The organism is Brucella tritici (assembly GCF_902825325.1).
In the GTDB taxonomy this organism is placed as follows: domain Bacteria; phylum Pseudomonadota; class Alphaproteobacteria; order Rhizobiales; family Rhizobiaceae; genus Brucella.
Genome location: NZ_CADEAR010000013.1, coordinates 70,225 through 90,295, shown reverse-complemented (window position 1 = coordinate 90,295; position 20,071 = coordinate 70,225). Strand labels below are relative to the sequence as shown.

Genomic DNA, 20,071 nt, shown 5'->3' with positions numbered 1-20,071 from the left:
GTCTAGCGGTTAGGACAGCGCCCTTTCACGGCGCAGACAGGGGTTCGATTCCCCTTGGGCGTACCATTGCTGGTTTTCTTTTCCATTAGATTTGATGCAAATATTACTGGCCGAATTGCCAGGATACTGTTACGCGCCGGGCTGCAACCTTTTCGGAAGGACAGCATAATGTCGAAAGCAACAGCAATCGTTCTCACCGCCCATGCCAGCCGCTACCTTCAGCAGCTCTGCAAACATTGGGCGCACAAATTCGCGGTAGAATTCACACCGGAGCACGGCACAATCGATCTCGGCGAAGGCCGTCTCGTGATTCTTGATGCCGACGCGGAAAAACTGACCATCACTGTTGAAACCTCGGAAGAAAATCTCGATCGCCTCGAAGAGGTCGTGGCAAGCCATGTCGTCCGCTTCGCTTTTCGCGAGGAACTCGTCTTCAACTGGGTAAAACAGTAACAAAAGCGGGTGCGTTTACCCTATCTGTAAAAAGCCCGCAAATTGCCCGGAATAGCCATTATCGCATCACAATCCGGGCAAATTCTCCCGCGAAATTCTTCCCAGCTTTGAACGACTGATTTGATGGGGAAGAATAATGACAAGCGAAACTAGAACCACCCTCACCTTTCTCGGCGCCGGTCTCGTTGCGGCGGCAATGGTCCTTGGTGCGGATATGAGCTGGGCCGACGTCATCAAAGCGCTATTCTAGGCCAACCACTCTCGTTTACCGACTATTTTCGCGAGGCTAACAGAAAAGCCTTTCGCACAATCGCCGAACCGCCCTAAATCGGCGCATGATTTTTCAAACACCTTTGGTTACCGGCAGGCTGGAACGCCGCTATAAAAGATTTCTTGCCGACGTCACGCTTGACGATGGGCGCTTCATCACTGCATCCGTGCCCAACACCGGCTCTATGCTCGGATTGACCGCTCCGGGTTCCCGCGTCTGGCTGAGTGTTTCGGATGCCCCTCACCGCAAATACGCCCATACGCTACAGATCGTCGAAGCGGATAACACGCTGGTCGGCGTAAACACCGGCTTACCGAACCGGATCGCCGAAGAAGCAATCCTCAAGGGCCTCATTCCGGACCTCGCAGGATATGTCAGCCTCAAGCGTGAGCAGAAATATGGCAGGAATTCGCGCATTGACCTGTTGCTGGATGACGGTCCGCGCCCGCGAGCCTATGTCGAGGTCAAGAATGTCCACTTTATCCGAACGCTTGGACTGGCGGAATTCCCCGATACGGTGACGGCGCGAGGCGCAAAACATCTTGATGAACTGGTCGACGTGGTTGCCGCTGGTCATCGGGGCGTGATGCTGTTTATTATCCAGCGAAACGATTGCAGCAGATTCAGCATTTCCGGCGATCTTGATCCCACTTACGCACGCGCTTTTGAACGTGCGCGTGCAAACGGGGTTGAGGCTTGGGCCGTTCGGTGCCAAATAACGGATAAAAGCATTGACGCCACTGAAGTGGTGCCAATTGAGTAGACCAAGACGGATCGAGTGATGGTAACCTATATCGAAGCGACAAGTGCACCCATGAAATATACGGGCCAGATAAGGCTCTATGGCTCCGAGGCTTTCGAGGGTATGCGCACAGTTTGCAATCTGACGGCACGCTGTCTCGACGCACTCAACGATATCGTCAAGCCGGGTGTGACCACCAACGAAATCGACCGTTTCGTTTTCGAGTTCGGCATGGATCACGGCGCGTTTCCGGCAACGCTGAACTATCGCGGCTATACGAAATCGACCTGCACGTCGATCAATCACGTCGTCTGCCATGGCATTCCGAACGACAAGCCGCTGCGCGAGGGCGATATCGTCAATATCGACGTGACTTATCTCCTCGATGGCTGGCACGGCGATTCAAGCCGCATGTATGCGGTAGGCGAAATCAAGCGCGCTTCCGAGCGGCTGCTTGAAGTCACCTATGAAAGCCTTCTGCGCGGGATTGCGGCCGTCAAACCCGGTGGAAAGACCGGGGCTATCGGCGCTGCGATCCAGACTTATGCCGAAGGTGAGCGCTGCTCCGTCGTACGCGATTTCTGCGGCCACGGTGTGGGACAATTGTTCCATGACGCGCCGAATATCCTCCATTACGGCACGCCGAATGAAGGCGTCGAGATCAAGGAAGGCATGATCTTCACGATCGAGCCGATGATCAATCTCGGCAAGCCGCATGTAAAGGTTCTTGCCGATGGCTGGACTGCGGTTACCAGAGACCGCTCGCTGACGGCACAATATGAGCATACGGTAGGTGTTACGAAGGACGGCTGCGAGATATTCACGCTGTCCCCGGCCAATGTCTTCGGCCCGCCTTCTATGAGATAACGGCGAAGGGATATCGCCTCGTTAATTGTCTGGTCTGTTTTTGCGGGGGTTTAAACAGGATGGCAAAGCACAAGAATGAGTCGGGTAGCAACGAGTTGCCCGGCTTCAGCGACACGCTGCAATTAACACCAAAGATCGACACGCCGCATTATGCCGGGCATCGTGATCGTCTCAAACAGCGTTTCAGGGATGCACCTGATGCGCTGGCAGATTATGAACTGCTTGAAATGCTGTTGTTTCGCGCCATTCGCCGCGCCGACACCAAGCCGCTCGCCAAGGCTTTGCTGATGCGGTTCGGCTCGATTGCAGAAGTGCTGGCCGCCCCCGAAAAACTGATCGCTGAAGTTCCCGGCGCGGGTCCCACCGTCGCGCATGAACTCAAGCTTGTGGAAGCTGTCGCCAAGCGAAGCGCGCGCAGCACGGTCATGGAACGCGAAGTGCTTGGTTCATGGAACAAGGTGATCGAATACTGCACCACTGCCATGGCCTACGAGACCCGCGAGCAGTTCCGCATTCTCTTCCTCGACAAGAAGAACAAGTTGATTGCCGACGAAGTTCAGCAGACAGGTACGGTGGACCACACACCAGTCTATCCGCGAGAGGTCGTCAAACGGGCCCTGGAGCTCTCCGCCACCGCCATTATTCTGGTCCACAACCATCCTTCCGGCGACCCGACACCATCACGCGCCGATATTGACATGACCAAACAGCTCGTCAATGCCGCCAAGGCGCTCAACATTACCGTGCATGACCATGTCATTGTCGGAAAGCACGGCCATGCCAGTTTCCGCGGGTTGGGATTGATCTAGCTACTCTTTGAAAATTCTATTGTTACGGTTTGTTAAGCATAGCGCGAAGAATGGTTGCGCAATGCATGGAAATCGCTCGAATTTTCTTAAATTTGGACACAATCAGAGGTGAGACGAAAGCCAGTTCGAAGGCACGGCCTTTCGATGGCAATAATGAATTCAGGCATGTTTCCCGCCAGCGTTTCCGGACGGGAAAATCGGAGTAAAAAATGTTGAAGCGTTCTATCACCGCAGTGGCGCTTGGCGCCGCAATCGTTGCTTTTGCAGGCTCGGCTTTCGCCGCCGATATGATGGGAGCAACGGACTATTCCTATAACGATCCGGTTGCCAGCGGCCCGCATGACTGGTCCGGCAATTATATCGGCGCACAGATCGGCGCTTCGTCGTCCAAGGTCCCTGGCCCCTTCACCAACCGTACTGGCGCTCTGGGCGGCGTCGTCGTCGGCAAGAACATGCAGAGCGGTAATGTCGTGTTTGGCGCAGAACTTGAGGGCAACTTCGCCGAAGCCGAACATCGCATCGGCAACGGTGGCAGCCTTCAGCAGTCATGGAACGGCAATGCCAAGGGCAAGGTAGGCTACGCTTTTGACAAGACGCTCGTTTACGGCACCGCCGGTTACGGTGTGACCCGCTTCAAAGCCAAGGATAACACCACCTCGGCTCCGGGCTGGGAAGGCGGCGCAATGATCGGTGCCGGTGTCGAACAGGCACTGACCGGCCCGCTTTCCGTCAAGGCCGAGTATGATTTCCAGCGCTTCAATGATGTAAAGTCCCGCGTCAACGGCGTTGAACAGCGTAACAATCTGAAGAACCATTCGATCAAGGCCGGTCTGAACTACAAGTTCTAGACCCCGCGATCCGATGCGAGACTTCATTCTGTTTTCGCATCAAGCAATTCTGCATTTGCACAAAGGGCTGCGTTTCATAGCGCAGCCCTTTCGTTTTGCATAAATTTATCTTCATTTCGCAGTCTGACTACGTCATTCGATGGCTTGACTCCGACAGGCACTAACCGATTATAAATTGGTAGTGGAAGTGCGGGGAACAATAAGAGCGAAAAGCTCAACCACCATATCGGGAGGTTATCTTACCTTGCCGTGTTGTCTCCTCGCGCCTGAACACTTGGATATGTGGCTCTGCTGTCGCAGGTCATGCAGTCAGGAATGAAAGAATGCAGCGCGTTTTTGACGGACATAACGATGTCCTTCTGCGGCTTTGGGAAAATGCCCGTAAGGGCCAGGACCCGATCAAGGAATTTATCGACGGGACGGATATCGGCCATATTGACCTGCCCCGTTCGCGCAAAGGCGGCCTCGCCGGTGGCATATGCGCCATCTACATACCTTCGGGCGAGCATATCGAACTGGGCAAGCCCGATGCTAACGGCCACTACGAAACGCCGCTTTCATCGCCGCTGGAACGCAGTCCCTCCCTCGACATCGCTCTCGAAATCGCAGCCATTGCGCTGAGGCTGGAAGCTGCAGGCGGCTGGAAGCTCTGCCGTAACGGTCGTGAACTCGACGAAACGCTGAACAGCGACACATTCGCCGCCGTGCTCCATATGGAAGGCTGCGAAGCCATCGATGAAGAGCTGGCAGCGCTTGAAGTTTTTTATGCTGCCGGTTTACGTTCACTTGGCCCGGTCTGGAGCCGAAACAATGTTTTCGCCCACGGCGTTCCGTTTGCCTATCCGATGAGCCCCGATACTGGCCCCGGCCTGACCGATGCGGGCAAGCGCCTGGTCAAAGCGTGCAACGCCAAGGGCATTCTGATCGACCTGGCGCATATCACCGAAAAAGGTTTCTGGGATGTGGCCAAACTGAGCGATCAGCCGCTGGTCGCCAGCCATTCCAACGCACACGCCCTCACCCCTGTCGCCCGCAACCTGACTGACCGTCAACTTGATGCGATCCGCGAGAGCAAGGGTCTTGCCGGACTGAACTACGCCACGACGATGCTGCGCGCCGATGGCAAGGAAGACGCCAACACGCCGCTTTCCGATGTGGTTCGCCATGTGGATTACATGGTTGAACGCATGGGCATCGACTGCGTGGCCCTTGGCTCGGACTATGACGGCGCAACAATTCCAGCTGAAATCGGCGATGCCGCCGGAACCCAGAACCTTGTGATGGCCTTGCAGAAGGCCGGATACAACGATGAGGAACTGGCGAAGCTTTGCCGGGACAACTGGATCAGGGTCCTGAAACAGGCATGGCACGAAGCCTGACATACAGATACAATCCAACAAAATCCCAACAAAAATACAGAAAGGGAACTCAAACATGATGCATTTCGGACGTTTTCGTATTCTGGCTGCCGGTGCAGCGCTTGCTGCCGTACTGGCTGCAAACCCAGCCTGGTCGGCCACGCCTGCCGACACTCTGGTTCAGGCATGGGCCATCGATGACACCATCACGCTGGACCCGGCAGAATCCTTCGAACTGAGCCCGGCCGAATTCATCGGTAATGCCTATGACATGCTCGTTCGTCTCAACATCAACGACACGTCTAAAGTCGTGCCGGGTGTTGCCGAAAGCTGGACCGTGTCCGACGACGGCCTCACCTATACGTTCAAGCTGAAGAAGGACATCAAGTTCGCTTCTGGCAACCCGATCACTTCTGCCGATGTGGCTTATTCCTTTGAACGTGCTGTGCGCCTCGACAAGAGCCCGGCCTTCATCCTGACCCAGTTCGGTCTGACCAAGGATAACGTCAACGAAAAGGCGAAAGCCGTAGACGACAATACCTTCGTCTTCACCGTCGACAAGCCATATGCGCCAAGCTTCGTGCTGAACTGCCTGACCGCGACCGTCGCAGCAGTGGTCGACAAGAAGCTTCTCGAAGAGCATGCCGAGAAGGTTACGCCGACCGACGACTACAAATACGACACGGACTATGCCAATGCATGGCTGAAGACCAAGTCGGCAGGCTCGGGACCGTTCACGATCCGCGAATGGCGCGCCAATGAAGTCGTCATTCTGGAGCGCAACGACAATTTCTATGGCGAAAAGGCCAAGCTCAAGCGCGTCTTCTATCGTCACGTCAAGGAAAGCGCGACGCAGCGCCTGATGCTTGAATCCGGCGACGTCGATGTGGCTCGCAATCTGGAGCCGGGTGACTATGAGGCCGTTCTGAAGAATGACAAGCTGACCACGGCCAGCGCTGCCAAGGGCACGGTCTATTACATCAGCCTCAACCAGAAGAACGAGAACCTGGCCAAGCCGGAAGTTCGCGAAGCGTTCAAATATCTGGTCGATTATGATGCAATCGGCTCGACCCTCATCAAGGGCATTGGTGAAATCCGCCAGACCTATCAGGCAAAGGGCGTTCTTGGTTCTCTCGATGCTGCTCCGTACAAGCTCGACGTTGCCAAGGCGAAGGAACTTCTCGCCAAGGCGGGTCTGAAGGACGGTCTCTCGGTCACGTTCGACGTCCGTAACGGCCAGCCGGTCACCGGCATTGCCGAATCCTTCCAGCAAACCGCTGCTCAGGCTGGCGTGAAGATCGAAATCATCCCCGGCGACGGCAAGCAGACGCTGACAAAGTATCGTGCCCGTAACCACGATATGTATATCGGCCAGTGGGGCATGGACTATTGGGATCCGAATTCCAACGCCGAAGCTTTCACCAGCAACCCGGATAACAGTGACGATGCATCGACCAAGACGCTTGCATGGCGCAACGCCTGGGACATTCCAGAGCTGACCAAGCAGACGCAGGCAGCTCTTCTGGAACGCGACAACGACAAGCGTGCCGAACAGTACAAGAAGCTTCAGCAGGAAGCTCTCGACCAGAGCCCGTTCGTCATGCTGTTCCAGCAGGTTGAAGTTGCCGGCATTGGCGGCAACGTGAAGGGCTACAAGCTCGGCCCGACATTCGACTCCAACTTCCTGGCGAACGTCAGCAAGGAATAGTCACTCCGATTCAGCGCATGAAAGCTTTTCATGCGCTGAATCGGCCTAAAAACAAGAAGATGGAGCGGTTTTCTGAATCAAAAAGGAAAGCCGCTCCAGAGCATTTCCAGCGAACCTGTCTCGCATCCGGAAATGCCTCACAACAGGAAATGGAACGGCCCATCAAAACCGTTCTAGAGCTTTTCAAGCAAAGATGACTGAGGCTTCAGACCGGCACCTGTTCTGAAATGTTCTCATTGTCGGAAGCGGTCAAAACATTGAGTAACACTGTAACCACCAAGAAGGTAAGGCGAGCGCCGCGGCGTTCAACGGTCCTTGCCGCGTCGTTAGCCAGTTTTCTGGTTATCGTCATCACGACCTATCTAGGCCTTCTGGCCGTCACATTCTTTATCGGCCGTGTAGTGCCGATCGACCCCGTGCTTGCCATCGTCGGCGATCGCGCTCCCGCGCATGTCGTGGCGCGCGTGCGGGAAGAAATGGGCTTCAACCTGCCCTATTACCAGCAGTTCTATCTTTACGTTAAGGGTGTGCTGCAAGGCGATTTCGGCACTTCTGTGCTCACGACCAATCCGGTCATGACCGACATCCGACGCGTCTTCCCCGCTACAATGGAGCTCGCCACTGTCGGCACGATCATTGGCGCATTGTTCGGTATTCCGCTCGGCGTTCTCGCCGCTGTGAAGCGCGGCAGCCTTGTCGACCAGATTGTGCGTGTGATCGGCCTCGTCGGCTATTCGGTGCCGATCTTCTGGCTCGGCATGCTCGCGCTCCTGATCTTCTATGCGCGGCTCGGCTGGACTTCCGGCCCCGGACGTATCGACATCACATTTGAGTATACATTCACACCGATCACCGGTTTCTACCTGATCGATGCGATTCTCCAGCGCGACTGGCCAGCCCTCAAGGATATTATCTCCCACCTTATCCTGCCATCGGCTTTGCTCGGCTACTTCTCCTTGGCCTACATCAGCCGCATGACCCGCTCCTTCATGCTCAATGAGCTGGAACAGGAATATATCGTCGCTGCGCGCGCCAAGGGCATTTCGGAAACCCGCATCATCTGGGGCCATGCGCTGCGCAATGCCGCTGTCCCGCTCGTGACCGTGATTGCGCTTTCCTATGCCGGGCTTCTGGAAGGGTCGGTTCTGACCGAAACCATCTTCTCCTGGCCCGGTCTCGGACTCTACATCACCAATTCACTGCAAAACGCTGATATGAATGCCGTTCTCGGTGGCACTATCGTCATCGGGTCGGTCTTTATCGCGCTCAACCTCGTGTCCGATCTTCTCTATCGGGTTCTCGATCCAAGGACGCGCGTACGATGAGCCAAATGACAGATACTTCCAACCTCTCATGGCGCGAATGGCTGCTTACCGAACGGCCACAATCGCGCACGCAAGCCCGTCTCGGCCGCGCCTATATGGTCTGGCGGCGTTTCACTGCCAACAAGCTCGCCGTCCTTGGCCTGCTAATCATCATTGGACTGCTCGTCGTTGCAGCGCTGGCCGATGTGCTCGCGCCGCATTCGCCGGTTGTTGGTGATCTCGCCAATGCACGTCTTCTGCCGCCGGGAACACCCGGCTACCTGCTCGGCACCGATGATCAGGGCCGAGATATTCTTTCGCGTCTGATCTATGGCTCCCGCCTCACCCTCTATGTGGTGCTTCTGGTTGCCATCATCGCCGCACCGATCGGCCTTCTGGTTGGTACGGTGGCCGGTTATGCCGGTGGCTGGGTCGATGCCGTGCTGATGCGTATCACCGATATCTTCCTTGCCTTCCCGAAGCTCATTCTCGCGCTGGCCTTCGTCGCCGCTCTTGGACCCGGCATCGAAAATGCCATCATCGCCATCGCGATCACCTCATGGCCACCCTATGCGCGTATTGCGCGTGCAGAAACGCTAACCGTGCGCAACTCGGATTATATCTCCGCCGTTCGCCTGATGGGCGCTTCGCCGATCCGCATCGTCGTGCGTCATATCATGCCGCTCTGCACATCTTCGCTGATCGTGCGTGTGACGCTCGACATGGCAGGTATCATCCTAACCGCCGCCGGTCTTGGCTTCCTCGGCCTCGGCGCACAGCCGCCACTGCCTGAATGGGGTGCGATGATCGCTTCCGGTCGCCGCTTCATTCTCGACCAGTGGTGGGTTGCCGCCATGCCAGGCATCGCGATCCTGATCGTCAGCCTCGGCTTCAATCTGCTGGGCGATGGCCTGCGCGATGCGCTCGATCCGCGGGGTAACAACCAATGAAGCCTCTTCTGACTGTTGAAGACCTGCGCGTCACCTTCCCGACGCGCACGGGCGCAATCGAGGCCGTGCGCGGTGTCAGCTTTGAGCTTGGCCGCGAGCGTCTTGGTATTGTTGGCGAATCCGGTTCTGGCAAATCCCAGACCGGTCGCGCCATCATGGGTCTCACGCCGCTCCATGCGCAGATCACCGCCAGGAAACTGGAGTTTGACGGCATCGATCTTCTGAACGCCTCGGCGCGTGAACGCCGCGCCTTGCGCGGCGGCCGCATCGCCATGGTGTTGCAGGACCCGAAATATTCGCTCAACCCTGTCATGACCATCGGCAAGCAGATCGCCGAAACGCTGAAGGCCCACGGCAAGTTCAGCGGCGATGAGATCCGCAAGCGTTCCGTCGCCATGCTCGAAGCCGTGCAGATTCGCGATGCAGAACGCGTGATGAAGCTCTATCCGCACGAAGTTTCGGGCGGTATGGGCCAGCGCGTCATGATCGCCATGATGCTGGTGGCCGAGCCGGAAATGCTGATCGCCGACGAGCCGACTTCCGCCCTCGACGTGACGGTTCAGCTCGAAGTGCTCGGCATTCTGGACAAGCTGGTTGCCGAGCGCGGCATGGGGCTGATCTTTGTCAGCCACGACTTGCGCCTCGTTTCTTCCTTTTGCGACCGCGTCATCGTGATGTATGCGGGCAAGATCGTGGAGGAAATTGCGGCGAAGGACCTCGCCAATGCGAAACATCCCTATACGCAAGGATTGCTGAACTGCATGCCGAAGATCGGAGCCGATCGCCATCCCCTGCCAACCTTGCAGCGTCAGGAGGCATGGAAGCTATGAGCACGGCATCTGCACTGAGCGTCGACAATATCGACGTCTATTTCGATCATTTCCATGCACTGAAATCGGTCAGCATCGATGTGGCCCGCGGCGAATCCTACGGCCTTGTGGGGGAATCCGGTTCCGGCAAGTCGACCCTGCTGCGCGCCGTAGCCGGACTGGCGCCTGTTGAAGACGGCGAAATCCGCATCGACGGGCAATTGCTGAAGACACCGCGCGACAAAGCATTCTATCGCAATGTCCAGATGGTGTTTCAGGACCCTTACGGCTCGCTGCATCCCCGGCAGACGGTGGATCGGCTGTTACTGGAACCGCTTGCCATCCACGGCGTCGGCGACACGGAACAGCGCATCGTAAGAGCGTTGGACGAAGTCGGTCTCGGTTCCGGCTTCCGCTTTCGCTATCCGCACCAGCTTTCAGGCGGCCAGCGCCAGCGTATTGCCATTGCCCGCGCCCTGATCGTTGAGCCCAGCATATTGCTGCTTGACGAACCGACCTCAGCGCTCGACGCATCGGTTCAGGCGGAAGTGTTGAACCTGCTCGAACAGGTTCGGCGCGACCGCAACCTGACCTTCGTCATGGTCAGCCACGATCTTGGCGTTGTGACCCATATGTGCGACCGGCTTGCCGTCATGCGCAATGGGGAGGTCGTCGAGCAGTTGCAGGCGGACGATCTTGTCAGCGGCAATATCCATGCCGACTATACGAAGAACCTGATGCGGGCCAGCGAAGGCTTCCGCAGGTAATGCAAAAGCTTGTCTCCCAGAATTGGTAACCAGCTTTGGGATAAAGACATGCGAAAAAACAAAGGGGACCTTCCGGTCCCCTTTTTCATTGCATCAATCGTCGGATGCCTTGCGCGGTGTGTCGCCATCCTGCCCGCGCCGCCAATAGGCGACTATAAGCTGGCGATCCTTCGCAACATTACGTTCCTTGCGCATATAGGTGCGGATCGACCGGAATGCGTTGAACTCACAACCGGCCCAGACGTAAATGTCTTCCTCGTCTTCCGGTAGTTCGACCGCACGCACCGCATCCTGCAGCAATGTCGTCGTTCCGGCTTCCGCACCATCGCGGTTCAGCCACTGCAGATCGACATCAGCTCGCGAGATAAGTTCCTGCTTTTCTGAAGCACTGCCGATCTCGACGCGCACAACCGCCTTGGTGCCTTCCGGCAATCGCTCCAAAATGCGCCCGATGGCGGGCAGCGCGGTTTCATCGCCCGCCAGCAGATACCACTTCGCATCGCCTGCGTCACCGCCACCCGGACCGGTCATCCCGACAATATCGCCGGGCTTGGCGCTGACAGCCCAGCCCGAACCCGGCGCATCGCAGTCATCGCCATGAACGACCATATCAATATCCACCCATCCGGCTACGGGATCGATGTTGCGGATCGTGTAGACACGCGTGGCAAGCTTGGCTTCGCCATCCGGCCAGAGCGGACGGCCATCTTCGCCAGTTGTGGGCCATTGCGGCTTGGTAAGACCTTCCGGTGGAAACAGCAGGCGGATATGAAGGCCCAACTGCGAGAAGCGGAACAGGTTTTCGCCCTTCAGACGAATACGACGCATATGCGGCGTTACATTCGACACTGCGACGACCTGCATTTCGCGGAAATAGGGCAACGGCAGCCCGGCGGCCCCATCACCTTCCCAGATAATCTTCGGCTTGGCGCTGCCCTTGTCGAGAAATTCCAGCACATGTTCGGCGATGGAATACTTCATATAGGCAAGACCGGTTTCGTCTTCGCTCGTGACGTCGACGCTAACCGTTTCATCATCCCAATGCACATCGGCCTTACCGAAGCTCAATACCAGCTTGGCCGTACTGCCCTGACGATGCACATCGGCATGTTCGACAAAATGATCGAGAAGCTGATTGACCACATGACCGGCGTTCGTGAGTACAAAGCGGGTATTGGCATTGAGTTCGGACATGCCCCGTCCTCCTTTGGGAAATAATTTTCCCAGCCTTACCCGAATATAACATGACTGTTCAAGTCATCTTTTAGCTTTCAACCCGCAATAAATTGTGACGGGCAGCGCCTGCCGCCAGACATCGAAAGAACCGAGCGCGCCAGCTTGCGCGACGCCAAGGCGCGTCAATTCTCCGCCGAACGTCTCACGCCAGTTGAAAAGCAGCATCTCGCTTTGCAGGGTAACGGCATTTGCGACAAGCCTGCCGCCCGGTTTCAGGGCGTTCCAGCAGGCTTGCAGCACGCCTTCATCCGTTACGCCGCCACCGATGAAAATCGCATCCGGCGCCTCCAGCCCTTCCAGCGCGAACGGTGCTTCCCCCCTAACCAGCTGCAATCCGGGGACACCCAATGCCGCACGATTTCGCTCGATCATCCCCTGCCGCTGTTCGTCCGCTTCGATGGCAATCGCGCGACATGAAGGATGAACGCGCATCCACTCAATACCAATGGATCCGCAACCGGCACCGACATCCCAGAGCAGTTGCCGCGGCAATGGCTGCAATCGCGACAGAGTAACAGCACGCACATCGCGCTTGGTCAGTTGGCCATCATTCTCAAAAGCTCCATCGGGCAGACCAGCGACGGGAGAAAACAGGTTCGTTTCCGGCGCAGCGATGCATTCAATTGCCAGCACATTGAGATCAGCGCATCGCTCGTGCGACCAGTTTTCGGCAATACCTTGAACCCGGCGTTCCTTCGGCCCACCAATATGCTCAAGCACAGTCATCCGGCTTTGGCCAAAACCCTTGTTCTTGAGCACTGCCGCCGTTTTTGCAGGCGTCGAACCGTCATTGCTGAGCACGAGAAGTCTCTCGCCCGGTAGAACATGCGAGAGCAAAAGCTCGAACGGGCGACCATGCACACTGACCGTTCGCACATCCTGAAGCGACCAGCCCATGCGTGCAGCGGCGAGCGAAAGCGAGGACGGATAGGAAAGAACATGCATTTCTTCTGGCGAAAAATGCCGGGACAAAGTCGCACCCACACCAAAAAACATGGGATCACCGCTTGCCAGCACAACGACCGGCTGGCCGTGATATGCCTCAATCATCGCGAAAGCTTCGTCGAATGGAGACGGCCAGGCCACGCGCTCGGCTTTGATACTACCACTCAGAAAATCCAGATGACGCTTGCCGCCAAAAATGACCGTAGCGGAGTTGAGCGCCATGAGTGCGGTTTTTCCAAGCCCGTCCAACCCGTCTTCACCGATCCCGATCACTGTCAACCAGCGTGCCATGCGCGATGCTCCTTTTCTTTGTTCGTATGGCGGGGCAGTAGCAAGTGCAAGCGGCAAGGCGTATAAGGCCAATATGTTAAGCCAGCAGAACCGCCAGACCGACGCAATGAGACCTGACAGGCGCAACGCCTGCCCCGGACTTTCGCGTATGGTCATGGCCAGAGATGGGGCTATTGCCCGTATCAAACTGCGGCTCGGTCGCCTGTCAGCCGATCAGGCGCGTTCGATTGCAGCAATAGTCGAACGTTTCGATGCAGGCGCAATAGAGCTGTCGATTCGCTCCAATATCCAGTTGCGCGGCATTGAGCCCAGACATTGGCACGATGTTGTCGCGGCACTTCAGGAGGCCGGCCTTGGCACCGACAATCCCGGCGCGGATGATATTCGCAATGTGATGGTCAGCCCCACCGCTGGCATTGACCGGGGCCAGATATGTGACGTCACCGGACTTGCATCGTCTGTGCTGGACATGCTGCAGGCCAATGAGGCTTTCTACGCCCTGTCGCCGAAATTCTCGTTGCAGATCGACGGTGGCGAAGACTGCGCGATGATTTCTCATCCCGGCGACATCTGGCTTTCGGCAATAGACGGCAAGACTTTTGCTTTTGGCCTTGCTTCGTCTCCAGACAGGGAAGCGCTGGGGGGTTTAGATGCGCAACACGCCCTGCCCTTCATCGAAGCGTTGCTCCACCATTTTTTACGCCAAGGCAGTTTTGGACGGATGAAGCATCTATTCGAGGCCACCCCTCCATCAAAGTTTCTGGCGGAACTGGACCGGGAGTTGTCATTTCCCATCCATTCGGCAACCAGCTGGAAGCGCAAGGCACCGGTGCCATTCTCGCATCTCGGCAACAGCCTGCAATCTGACGGTTCATTTTATGTTGGCGCCATGCCGCTCGTAGGACGGCTGACACCGCAGCAACTCGCAGGTCTGGCAGACCTCACCGAAAGCGGGAAGCGTGAACTGCGCCTTACGCCGTGGCAAGGTGTTATCCTGCCTTATGTAGACGAAACCCAGATTGGTGAAGTACCCGAGAAATTTCGTTTGCTTGACCTCGAAACGACAGCCGAAGCCCCACATGCGCGGCTTCGTGCCTGTTCGGGATCAAATGGCTGCGTCTCCGCACTCGCCGACACACAGACGGACGGTAAAAGGCTGGCAACGCATTTGACTGCGGGAAAATCATCCGTGCACATCACGGGATGCGCCAAATCATGCGCAGCACTTGCACCTTTACCGCACACGCTTCTGGCGTGCGCGACGGGTCGCTACGATCTTTATGCGCAAGAGCGGTTTCCGCAAGACGGGGCTGGACCATCGCGCTTCGGACGGCTATTGGCGACTGATATTACCATTGACGAAGCGGCGCGCCTTCTGAACGCCCGACACTGATTAGAGTGGTCATCATGACAGACTATATTCGCGACGGACAGGCCATTTACGACCGGTCCTTCGCCATCATTCGCGCCGAGGCCGATCTAAGCCGGATACCAGCCGATCTGGAAAAGCTCGCAGTCCGTGTCATTCACGCTTGCGGCATGGTGGATGTGGTCAATGACCTCGCTTTCTCGGAAGGCGCTGGCAAGGCCGGGCGCGACGCCCTGCTCGCCGGTGCGCCCATTCTCTGTGATGCGCGCATGGTGGCAGAGGGCATTACCCGCTCTCGTCTGCCTGCCAACAATGAAGTCATCTGCACGCTTGGCGATCCATCCGTTCCTGAACTTGCGACGAAGATCGGCAATACCCGCTCGGCCGCTGCGCTCGACCTCTGGCTCCCGCATCTTCGCAACAGTATTGTTGCAATCGGCAATGCACCGACCGCCCTCTTCCGCCTGTTCGAATTGCTGGATGCTGGCGCGCCAAAACCTGCGCTCATCATCGGCATGCCGGTCGGCTTTGTCGGCGCGGCAGAATCCAAGGACGAACTCGCCGCCAACAGCCGCGGTATACCTTATGTGATTGTACGCGGAAGACGCGGTGGCAGCGCCATGACGGCGGCGGCGGTCAATGCGCTCGCTTCGGAGCGCGAATAATGACGGTAAAAGGCAGACTGTTTGGCCTGGGCGTCGGCCCCGGCGATCCCGAACTGATAACGCTGAAAGCCCTGCGCCTCCTCAAAAACGCACCTGTTGTGGCTTATCACGCCGCCAAGGGGAAGAAGGGCAATGCCCTTACAATCGTCGAGGAATATCTTTCACCGGAACAGGTTCTGGTGCCACTAATCTATCCGGTGACAACGGAAAAGCTCCCCGCACATATGGATTACGAACAAATCGTCGGTGATTTCTATGGCGAGATAACGAGCACGATAGCGAGCCACCTTGATCATGGTCAGGATGTGGTCGTGATCGCGGAAGGTGATCCATTTTTCTATGGCTCGTTCATGTATATTCACGACCGGCTTGCGGACCAGTATGAAACGGAAGTCGTCCCTGGCGTCTGCTCTGTCCTTGGCGCTTCGGCGGTGCTGGGCGCGCCACTGGTCTATCGTAATCAGACATTGTCCGTTCTCTCCGGCGTCATGAGCGCGGAAGAACTGGCGCGTCGGCTCGCGGATACGGGAGCGGCGGCAATCATGAAGCTTGGCAAAAACCTCGACAAGGTTCGCGCTGTGCTGGGCGATCTCGGTCTCATGGACCGCGCGCTCTATGTCGAGCGCGCCACCATGGCCAATCAGCGCATTGTGCCGCTGGCGGAAGTCGATGGCAGCGACTGCCCCTATTTCTCGATCATTCTCGTTCCGGGGCAAAAATGGAACGGCGCATGATCCCTGCAATTCTGGTTCTCGGAGAAGCCGCAGTGCCTGCCGCGCAACGCATCGCGACAGCTCTGCAACATGCCGAGATCCGCGGGTTCCAGAACCGTGTTGCGTCGCTGGACAACACTTTCGTGCATTTCGGCGATGCGGTCAGGTCGCTTTATGAGGAAGGCCGCCCCATCATTGCACTTTGCGCAGCCGGTATTGTGATCCGGGCGCTGGCACCACTTCTGCAGAACAAGCGTGTCGAACCGCCGGTTCTTGCCGTGGCCGAAGACGGGAGTGCAGTTGTGCCGCTTCTGGGTGGCCTTTCCGGTGTCAATGACATGGCCCGGCAGATCGCAGCAGCACTTGAGGTTGCGCCCGCCATAACCACATCCGGCGAACTGCGCTTCGGGATCAACCTGCTGCACCCGCCTGCCGAACTGACCCTTGCCAATCCTGACGACGCGAAAAATTTCACGTCGAACCTTCTTGCGGGACAGAAGGTGCGGCTTGACGGAACATCACGCTGGCTTGCAAATTCCAAACTGCCTTTCGCCGACGATGGCTCGCTGACGATCAGCATAACGCCCCACATTCGCACGCCCCGGCCGGATGAGTTGATTTATCATCCTCGCAGTGTGGCGATTGCCGTCGATACCATCAGCAACAGCATTCAGAACGATATTGAAGATGCGCTCGCCAATACGCGCATTGCCCCTGCATCTCTGGCATTGCTTCTTGCCCACGAAAAGAACTGCACCGCGCCACAGCTTCATAAAATGGCACAGAACCTCGGTACCCCTCTGCGCTATGTTGCTGATGCAGCAGATGCTCGTGAACTCGTTCTTCGCTCGGTGGAACGGCCGGTCGAGCTGACAGAACGCAAAGGGCTTGCCATTGCGGTGGCTGCCGCCCCGGCAGATGTTCTGTTTGTCGGTCGAAAACGCGGCAAGCTGGTCGTTATCGGCCTTGGGCCGGGATCACGAGAGCTGATGACGCCTGCCGTTCAGCACGAATTGGAACAGGCCGAAGACATTCTGGGCTATGAGACCTATGTGCGGATGGCCGAGGAGAACCTTCGCCCCTTCCGCGCCGACCAGACCATCCACATGACCGACAATCGGGAAGAAATGCAGCGCGCACGCCATGCATTCGAACTCGCGGCTTCCGGACGGCGTGTCGCCATGGTTTCCTCAGGCGATCCCGGTGTTTTCGCCATGGCTGCGGCGGTTGTCGAAGCGCTCCACGAAACGGATAGTGCCGCATGGCACGGTGTTGAGCTTGTCATCCAGCCCGGTATTTCCGCGGCGATGGCTGCTGCATCACGTATCGGGGCGCCTCTTGGGCACGATTTCTGCATCATTTCGCTATCGGATAATCTGAAGCCCTGGGAAATTATCGAGAAGCGCCTTGCGCTTGCCGCCGAAGCCGATCTCGCCATGGCGTTTTACAATCCGATCTCCAAGGCGCGTCCGCATCAACTTGGTCGCGCACTGGACATTCTGCGCCAATATCGGTCCCCTGACACGCCGATTGTCCTGGGACGGGACATAGGCAGACCAGCAGAGACGACACGGACAACCACGCTCGGCGCGCTGACACCGGATGATGTCGACATGCGAACCGTTGTGATTGTGGGCTCTTCCCATACGCAAATTTTTGCAAAGCCCGATGGCGGGGAATGGGTTTATACGCCGCGCTGGTACGGCGAAAAACCAGAGAAATAAAAAACAAAAAGGCAGAGATTTCCCTGCCTTCTTAATATGCTAGCTCCGATTCTTGAATCAGTTCTTCTTTGCCTTGGCCTTTTTCGGCTGGGTAGCGGCAGCTACATCAGCCTTGGCAGCGGCAGCTTCGGCTGCAACCTGATCAGCGCTTTTCGGCGACGTATCGATAACGGCGCGCACACCGCCCTTGGCGGTCACCTGACAAACAGCCGTACGCAAATCGACCTTAAGGTCAACGTCGGTTCCACCTGCTGCACCCGGACGGGAATTGACGGCAGAGATAACGCGTTCCGGCAGGAAGTATTTGTTGGCCGCTGCAGTGATGCAAGGCTGTGCGAGCGCTGGATCAACATAAACAGTTGGCGTGAAACGCGGCAGTGAAATCGTAGGTGCGCTAACCGGCGCATCGGTTTTGCCCGGCGTCGCTGTCGAGGTCGGTACAGTCGTCGTGCAGGCAGCGGCAAGCGGGGCCAACATGGCAATGGCTAGAAAACGGGCTCCGGTGCGGGCGCGTCCGTACATGATCTACCTCATAGGATCTGCTGAATAGGTAAAATTTTTAAGTTCGATAACTATTCGGTTTTGTCGGATTGTCGAGTGGCAGGAAGGTCACATTGCCAGAATTTCGATTCGCATCCACAGTCTGTCATCGCTGTTTTGCGAGAATCCAGTTCAGCATCTCTCGCCAATCGGACATACGGATCGGCGTGCCATGATTACCGCTCTCGAAACGCCGGAACTGAACCGGATAGCCTGGCACACGCTTGCGTATTTCGCTGTAAAAGGCTTCCTGTTTGTCGATTGCGAAAACCGGATCACGGCTGCCGTGACCGAAGAAGACCGGCACGCGCTTCCTGAACGCCGGCGACTTGAAGAATCCGTCATCCCAAAGCGAGCCCAGCAGAATGAGACCAGCAAGCTGGTTTCCCACCTTTTCATTGGAGGCTATGCGCCAACATAGCGTTCCACCTTGCGAGCCGCAGGACAGGATCAAAGGAGCATTTGGCGACGATGCCTTGGCTGCTTCGATCAGCCCGGCAATTTGCGCCTCGCCTGTATCGGCAAAATCCTTGAAATCCGACGTGATGTAGAGGCCGCCATTCAATGCCGCGAGATTCTTCACACGGTTGAAATTGCCGCCAAAAGTAAAATCATTCATGCCCTGCAAACGATTGCCGCCCCGACCATGCAGATAGATGACGATGAAGGATGCGCCTTCGCGCTTGCCCGCTGTCATGGCCTTCACTGGCCCGGCAGCGGTCTGAAAGGTGACATCCTTCTGGTAGGCACGTGCCTTCAGCGAAACATAGGCGTCTTTTACACGCTTTTCGGGCACCGCATCGCGCCCGTTAATATCGCGCATCTCGTTGTAGTCGATGACCTTGTAGTCACCATTGTCAGCGCTGCTGATAATGGTGGGATAGGCGAAATAATCGTCCTTGTACGGTGGCAACGATGCTGCCCCCGATGCCATCACAGTCGAGAACAGAAACAATGCCCCAAACAGGCCACCAATTCCATGCTTCGACATTCCATGGCTCATCGGATTACAGCTCCAGCGTATGGTAGCGCCTGTTGAGATAGACCAGCGCCTCGTCCTCGGATTTGGACCGCAGGCCCACGACTTCCCCGAAGAGCACGTGATGCGTGGAATGATCCTGTACGCTGACAACCCGGCAGTCGAAAGCGGCAAGCGCACCCTGCAATATGGGCGCTCCGGTCACCTGCACATCCCAACGCGCCAGTTCGAAACGCTCATCCTGCGTCAGTCCGATACGGCCGGAAAATGCATCCGCAAGCTGCTGATGCGACCCTGCGAGCGTGTTCACAGCAAAAACACCGTTCTCGATAAACAGCCGGTTTTCTTCATGAATCTTCTGCAGGCAAATCAGGATCGTCGGCGGATTGTCCGACACCGAACAGGCGGCAGTCAGCGTAAGACCGCGCCTTCCTGCACCACCGGCCGTCGTGACGATCTGCACTGCGCCGGCGTAATGACTCATCGCATCCCGATAAGACTTGGATTCCACCGAAGCTGCACTTGAAATGATGTTCTTAATCGTTTGCACGTCAAACAGAATCCGTCTCGCCCTTTGGCATGTCACCTGAAGCCAGCTACTTTATTAACTAGCCCACAATAACGGCCCAAATAACAGGCCCCCATAACGGGCATTGCACAAAGGCGAGGAAACAGCTACCCACTTTTCGTTGAAAATGCCACGAATTGTTTAATGAAGACGGA

20 protein-coding genes are annotated in these 20,071 nt (G+C 56.9%); 15 read left to right on the top strand and 5 right to left on the bottom strand.

Annotated features, from left to right (window positions below; genetic code table 11):
* The first annotated feature begins 168 nt into the window (after window positions 1–168).
* The 11 genes from HWX93_RS18005 (at window position 169) to HWX93_RS17955 (ending at window position 10,886) form a co-directional block, all read left to right on the top strand.
* Window positions 169–453 carry a DUF2218 domain-containing protein gene (locus HWX93_RS18005; RefSeq protein ID WP_176038154.1) on the top strand — a complete coding sequence of 95 codons (285 nt, stop codon included), beginning with the start codon at window positions 169–171 and terminating at the stop codon, window positions 451–453.
* Window positions 454–788: 335 nt separating this feature from the next.
* On the top strand, window positions 789–1,487 hold the full coding sequence (gene sfsA / locus HWX93_RS18000; RefSeq protein WP_176038153.1) for a DNA/RNA nuclease SfsA: 699 nt from the start codon (window positions 789–791) through the stop codon (window positions 1,485–1,487).
* 18 nt (window positions 1,488–1,505) lie between these two features.
* Window positions 1,506–2,333, top strand: a complete 828-nt coding sequence (gene map / locus HWX93_RS17995; RefSeq protein ID WP_176038152.1) for a type I methionyl aminopeptidase — start codon at window positions 1,506–1,508, stop codon at window positions 2,331–2,333.
* Window positions 2,334–2,392: 59 nt separating this feature from the next.
* Window positions 2,393–3,142: a RadC family protein gene (radC, locus tag HWX93_RS17990; protein ID WP_176038151.1), complete on the top strand. Its 750-nt coding sequence runs from the start codon at window positions 2,393–2,395 to the stop codon at window positions 3,140–3,142.
* 209 nt (window positions 3,143–3,351) lie between these two features.
* Window positions 3,352–3,990 (top strand): outer membrane protein, encoded by a 639-nt coding sequence (locus HWX93_RS17985; protein ID WP_109988463.1) that lies wholly within the window; start codon window positions 3,352–3,354, stop codon window positions 3,988–3,990.
* Window positions 3,991–4,313: 323 nt separating this feature from the next.
* The gene (locus HWX93_RS17980) at window positions 4,314–5,369 is read left to right on the top strand and encodes a dipeptidase (RefSeq protein ID WP_176038150.1); all 1,056 of its coding nucleotides are present in this window, start codon (window positions 4,314–4,316) and stop codon (window positions 5,367–5,369) included.
* A 55-nt stretch (window positions 5,370–5,424) separates the two neighbouring features.
* A complete protein-coding gene (locus tag HWX93_RS17975; protein ID WP_176038149.1) occupies window positions 5,425–7,056 on the top strand; it encodes an ABC transporter substrate-binding protein in 1,632 nt (543 codons plus the stop codon).
* Between the two features lie 227 nt (window positions 7,057–7,283).
* Window positions 7,284–8,381 (top strand): ABC transporter permease, encoded by a 1,098-nt coding sequence (locus tag HWX93_RS17970; RefSeq protein ID WP_407922022.1) that lies wholly within the window; start codon window positions 7,284–7,286, stop codon window positions 8,379–8,381.
* Complete coding sequence (locus HWX93_RS17965) at window positions 8,378–9,310, top strand: ABC transporter permease (protein ID WP_061346124.1); 933 nt, start codon at window positions 8,378–8,380, stop codon at window positions 9,308–9,310. The genes HWX93_RS17970 and HWX93_RS17965 overlap by 4 nt, the downstream gene beginning before the upstream one ends.
* Window positions 9,307–10,140 carry an ABC transporter ATP-binding protein gene (locus tag HWX93_RS17960; RefSeq protein ID WP_109988467.1) on the top strand — a complete coding sequence of 278 codons (834 nt, stop codon included), beginning with the start codon at window positions 9,307–9,309 and terminating at the stop codon, window positions 10,138–10,140. The genes HWX93_RS17965 and HWX93_RS17960 overlap by 4 nt, the downstream gene beginning before the upstream one ends.
* Window positions 10,137–10,886, top strand: a complete 750-nt coding sequence (locus HWX93_RS17955; protein WP_109988468.1) for an ABC transporter ATP-binding protein — start codon at window positions 10,137–10,139, stop codon at window positions 10,884–10,886. The genes HWX93_RS17960 and HWX93_RS17955 overlap by 4 nt, the downstream gene beginning before the upstream one ends.
* A gap of 93 nt (window positions 10,887–10,979) precedes the next feature.
* On the opposite strand, the gene HWX93_RS17950 is transcribed toward HWX93_RS17955, so the two are convergent.
* A complete protein-coding gene (locus HWX93_RS17950; protein WP_176038148.1) occupies window positions 10,980–12,080 on the bottom strand; it encodes a siderophore-interacting protein in 1,101 nt (366 codons plus the stop codon).
* A gap of 63 nt (window positions 12,081–12,143) precedes the next feature.
* Window positions 12,144–13,358 carry a precorrin-6y C5,15-methyltransferase (decarboxylating) subunit CbiE gene (gene cbiE / locus HWX93_RS17945; protein WP_176038147.1) on the bottom strand — a complete coding sequence of 405 codons (1,215 nt, stop codon included), beginning with the start codon at window positions 13,356–13,358 and terminating at the stop codon, window positions 12,144–12,146.
* 73 nt (window positions 13,359–13,431) lie between these two features.
* On the opposite strand from cbiE, the gene cobG reads away from it, so the two are divergent.
* From cobG to cobJ, 4 genes are read left to right on the top strand one after another with little or no spacing between them, the layout of a single operon-like run.
* Window positions 13,432–14,751 (top strand): precorrin-3B synthase, encoded by a 1,320-nt coding sequence (gene cobG / locus HWX93_RS17940; protein ID WP_176038156.1) that lies wholly within the window; start codon window positions 13,432–13,434, stop codon window positions 14,749–14,751.
* A gap of 14 nt (window positions 14,752–14,765) precedes the next feature.
* The gene (locus HWX93_RS17935; RefSeq protein ID WP_176038146.1) at window positions 14,766–15,392 is read left to right on the top strand and encodes a precorrin-8X methylmutase; all 627 of its coding nucleotides are present in this window, start codon (window positions 14,766–14,768) and stop codon (window positions 15,390–15,392) included.
* A complete protein-coding gene (locus HWX93_RS17930) occupies window positions 15,392–16,126 on the top strand; it encodes a precorrin-2 C(20)-methyltransferase (protein WP_176038145.1) in 735 nt (244 codons plus the stop codon). Before HWX93_RS17935 ends, HWX93_RS17930 begins: the two co-directional genes overlap by 1 nt.
* Window positions 16,123–17,829, top strand: coding sequence for a precorrin-3B C(17)-methyltransferase (gene cobJ, locus HWX93_RS17925; RefSeq protein WP_176038144.1), 1,707 nt, complete (start codon window positions 16,123–16,125; stop codon window positions 17,827–17,829). Before HWX93_RS17930 ends, cobJ begins: the two co-directional genes overlap by 4 nt.
* A gap of 57 nt (window positions 17,830–17,886) precedes the next feature.
* Here the strand turns inward: cobJ and HWX93_RS17920 are convergent, their stop codons facing one another.
* The 3 genes from HWX93_RS17920 to HWX93_RS17910 all read right to left on the bottom strand — a co-directional run bounded on the left by HWX93_RS17920 (window position 17,887) and on the right by HWX93_RS17910 (window position 19,898).
* Window positions 17,887–18,351 carry a hypothetical protein gene (locus HWX93_RS17920; RefSeq protein ID WP_176038143.1) on the bottom strand — a complete coding sequence of 155 codons (465 nt, stop codon included), beginning with the start codon at window positions 18,349–18,351 and terminating at the stop codon, window positions 17,887–17,889.
* A gap of 124 nt (window positions 18,352–18,475) precedes the next feature.
* Complete coding sequence (locus HWX93_RS17915; protein WP_176038142.1) at window positions 18,476–19,360, bottom strand: alpha/beta hydrolase; 885 nt, start codon at window positions 19,358–19,360, stop codon at window positions 18,476–18,478.
* A 16-nt stretch (window positions 19,361–19,376) separates the two neighbouring features.
* Window positions 19,377–19,898 (bottom strand): flavin reductase, encoded by a 522-nt coding sequence (locus HWX93_RS17910; protein ID WP_176038141.1) that lies wholly within the window; start codon window positions 19,896–19,898, stop codon window positions 19,377–19,379.
* Between the last annotated feature and the right edge of the window lie 173 nt (window positions 19,899–20,071).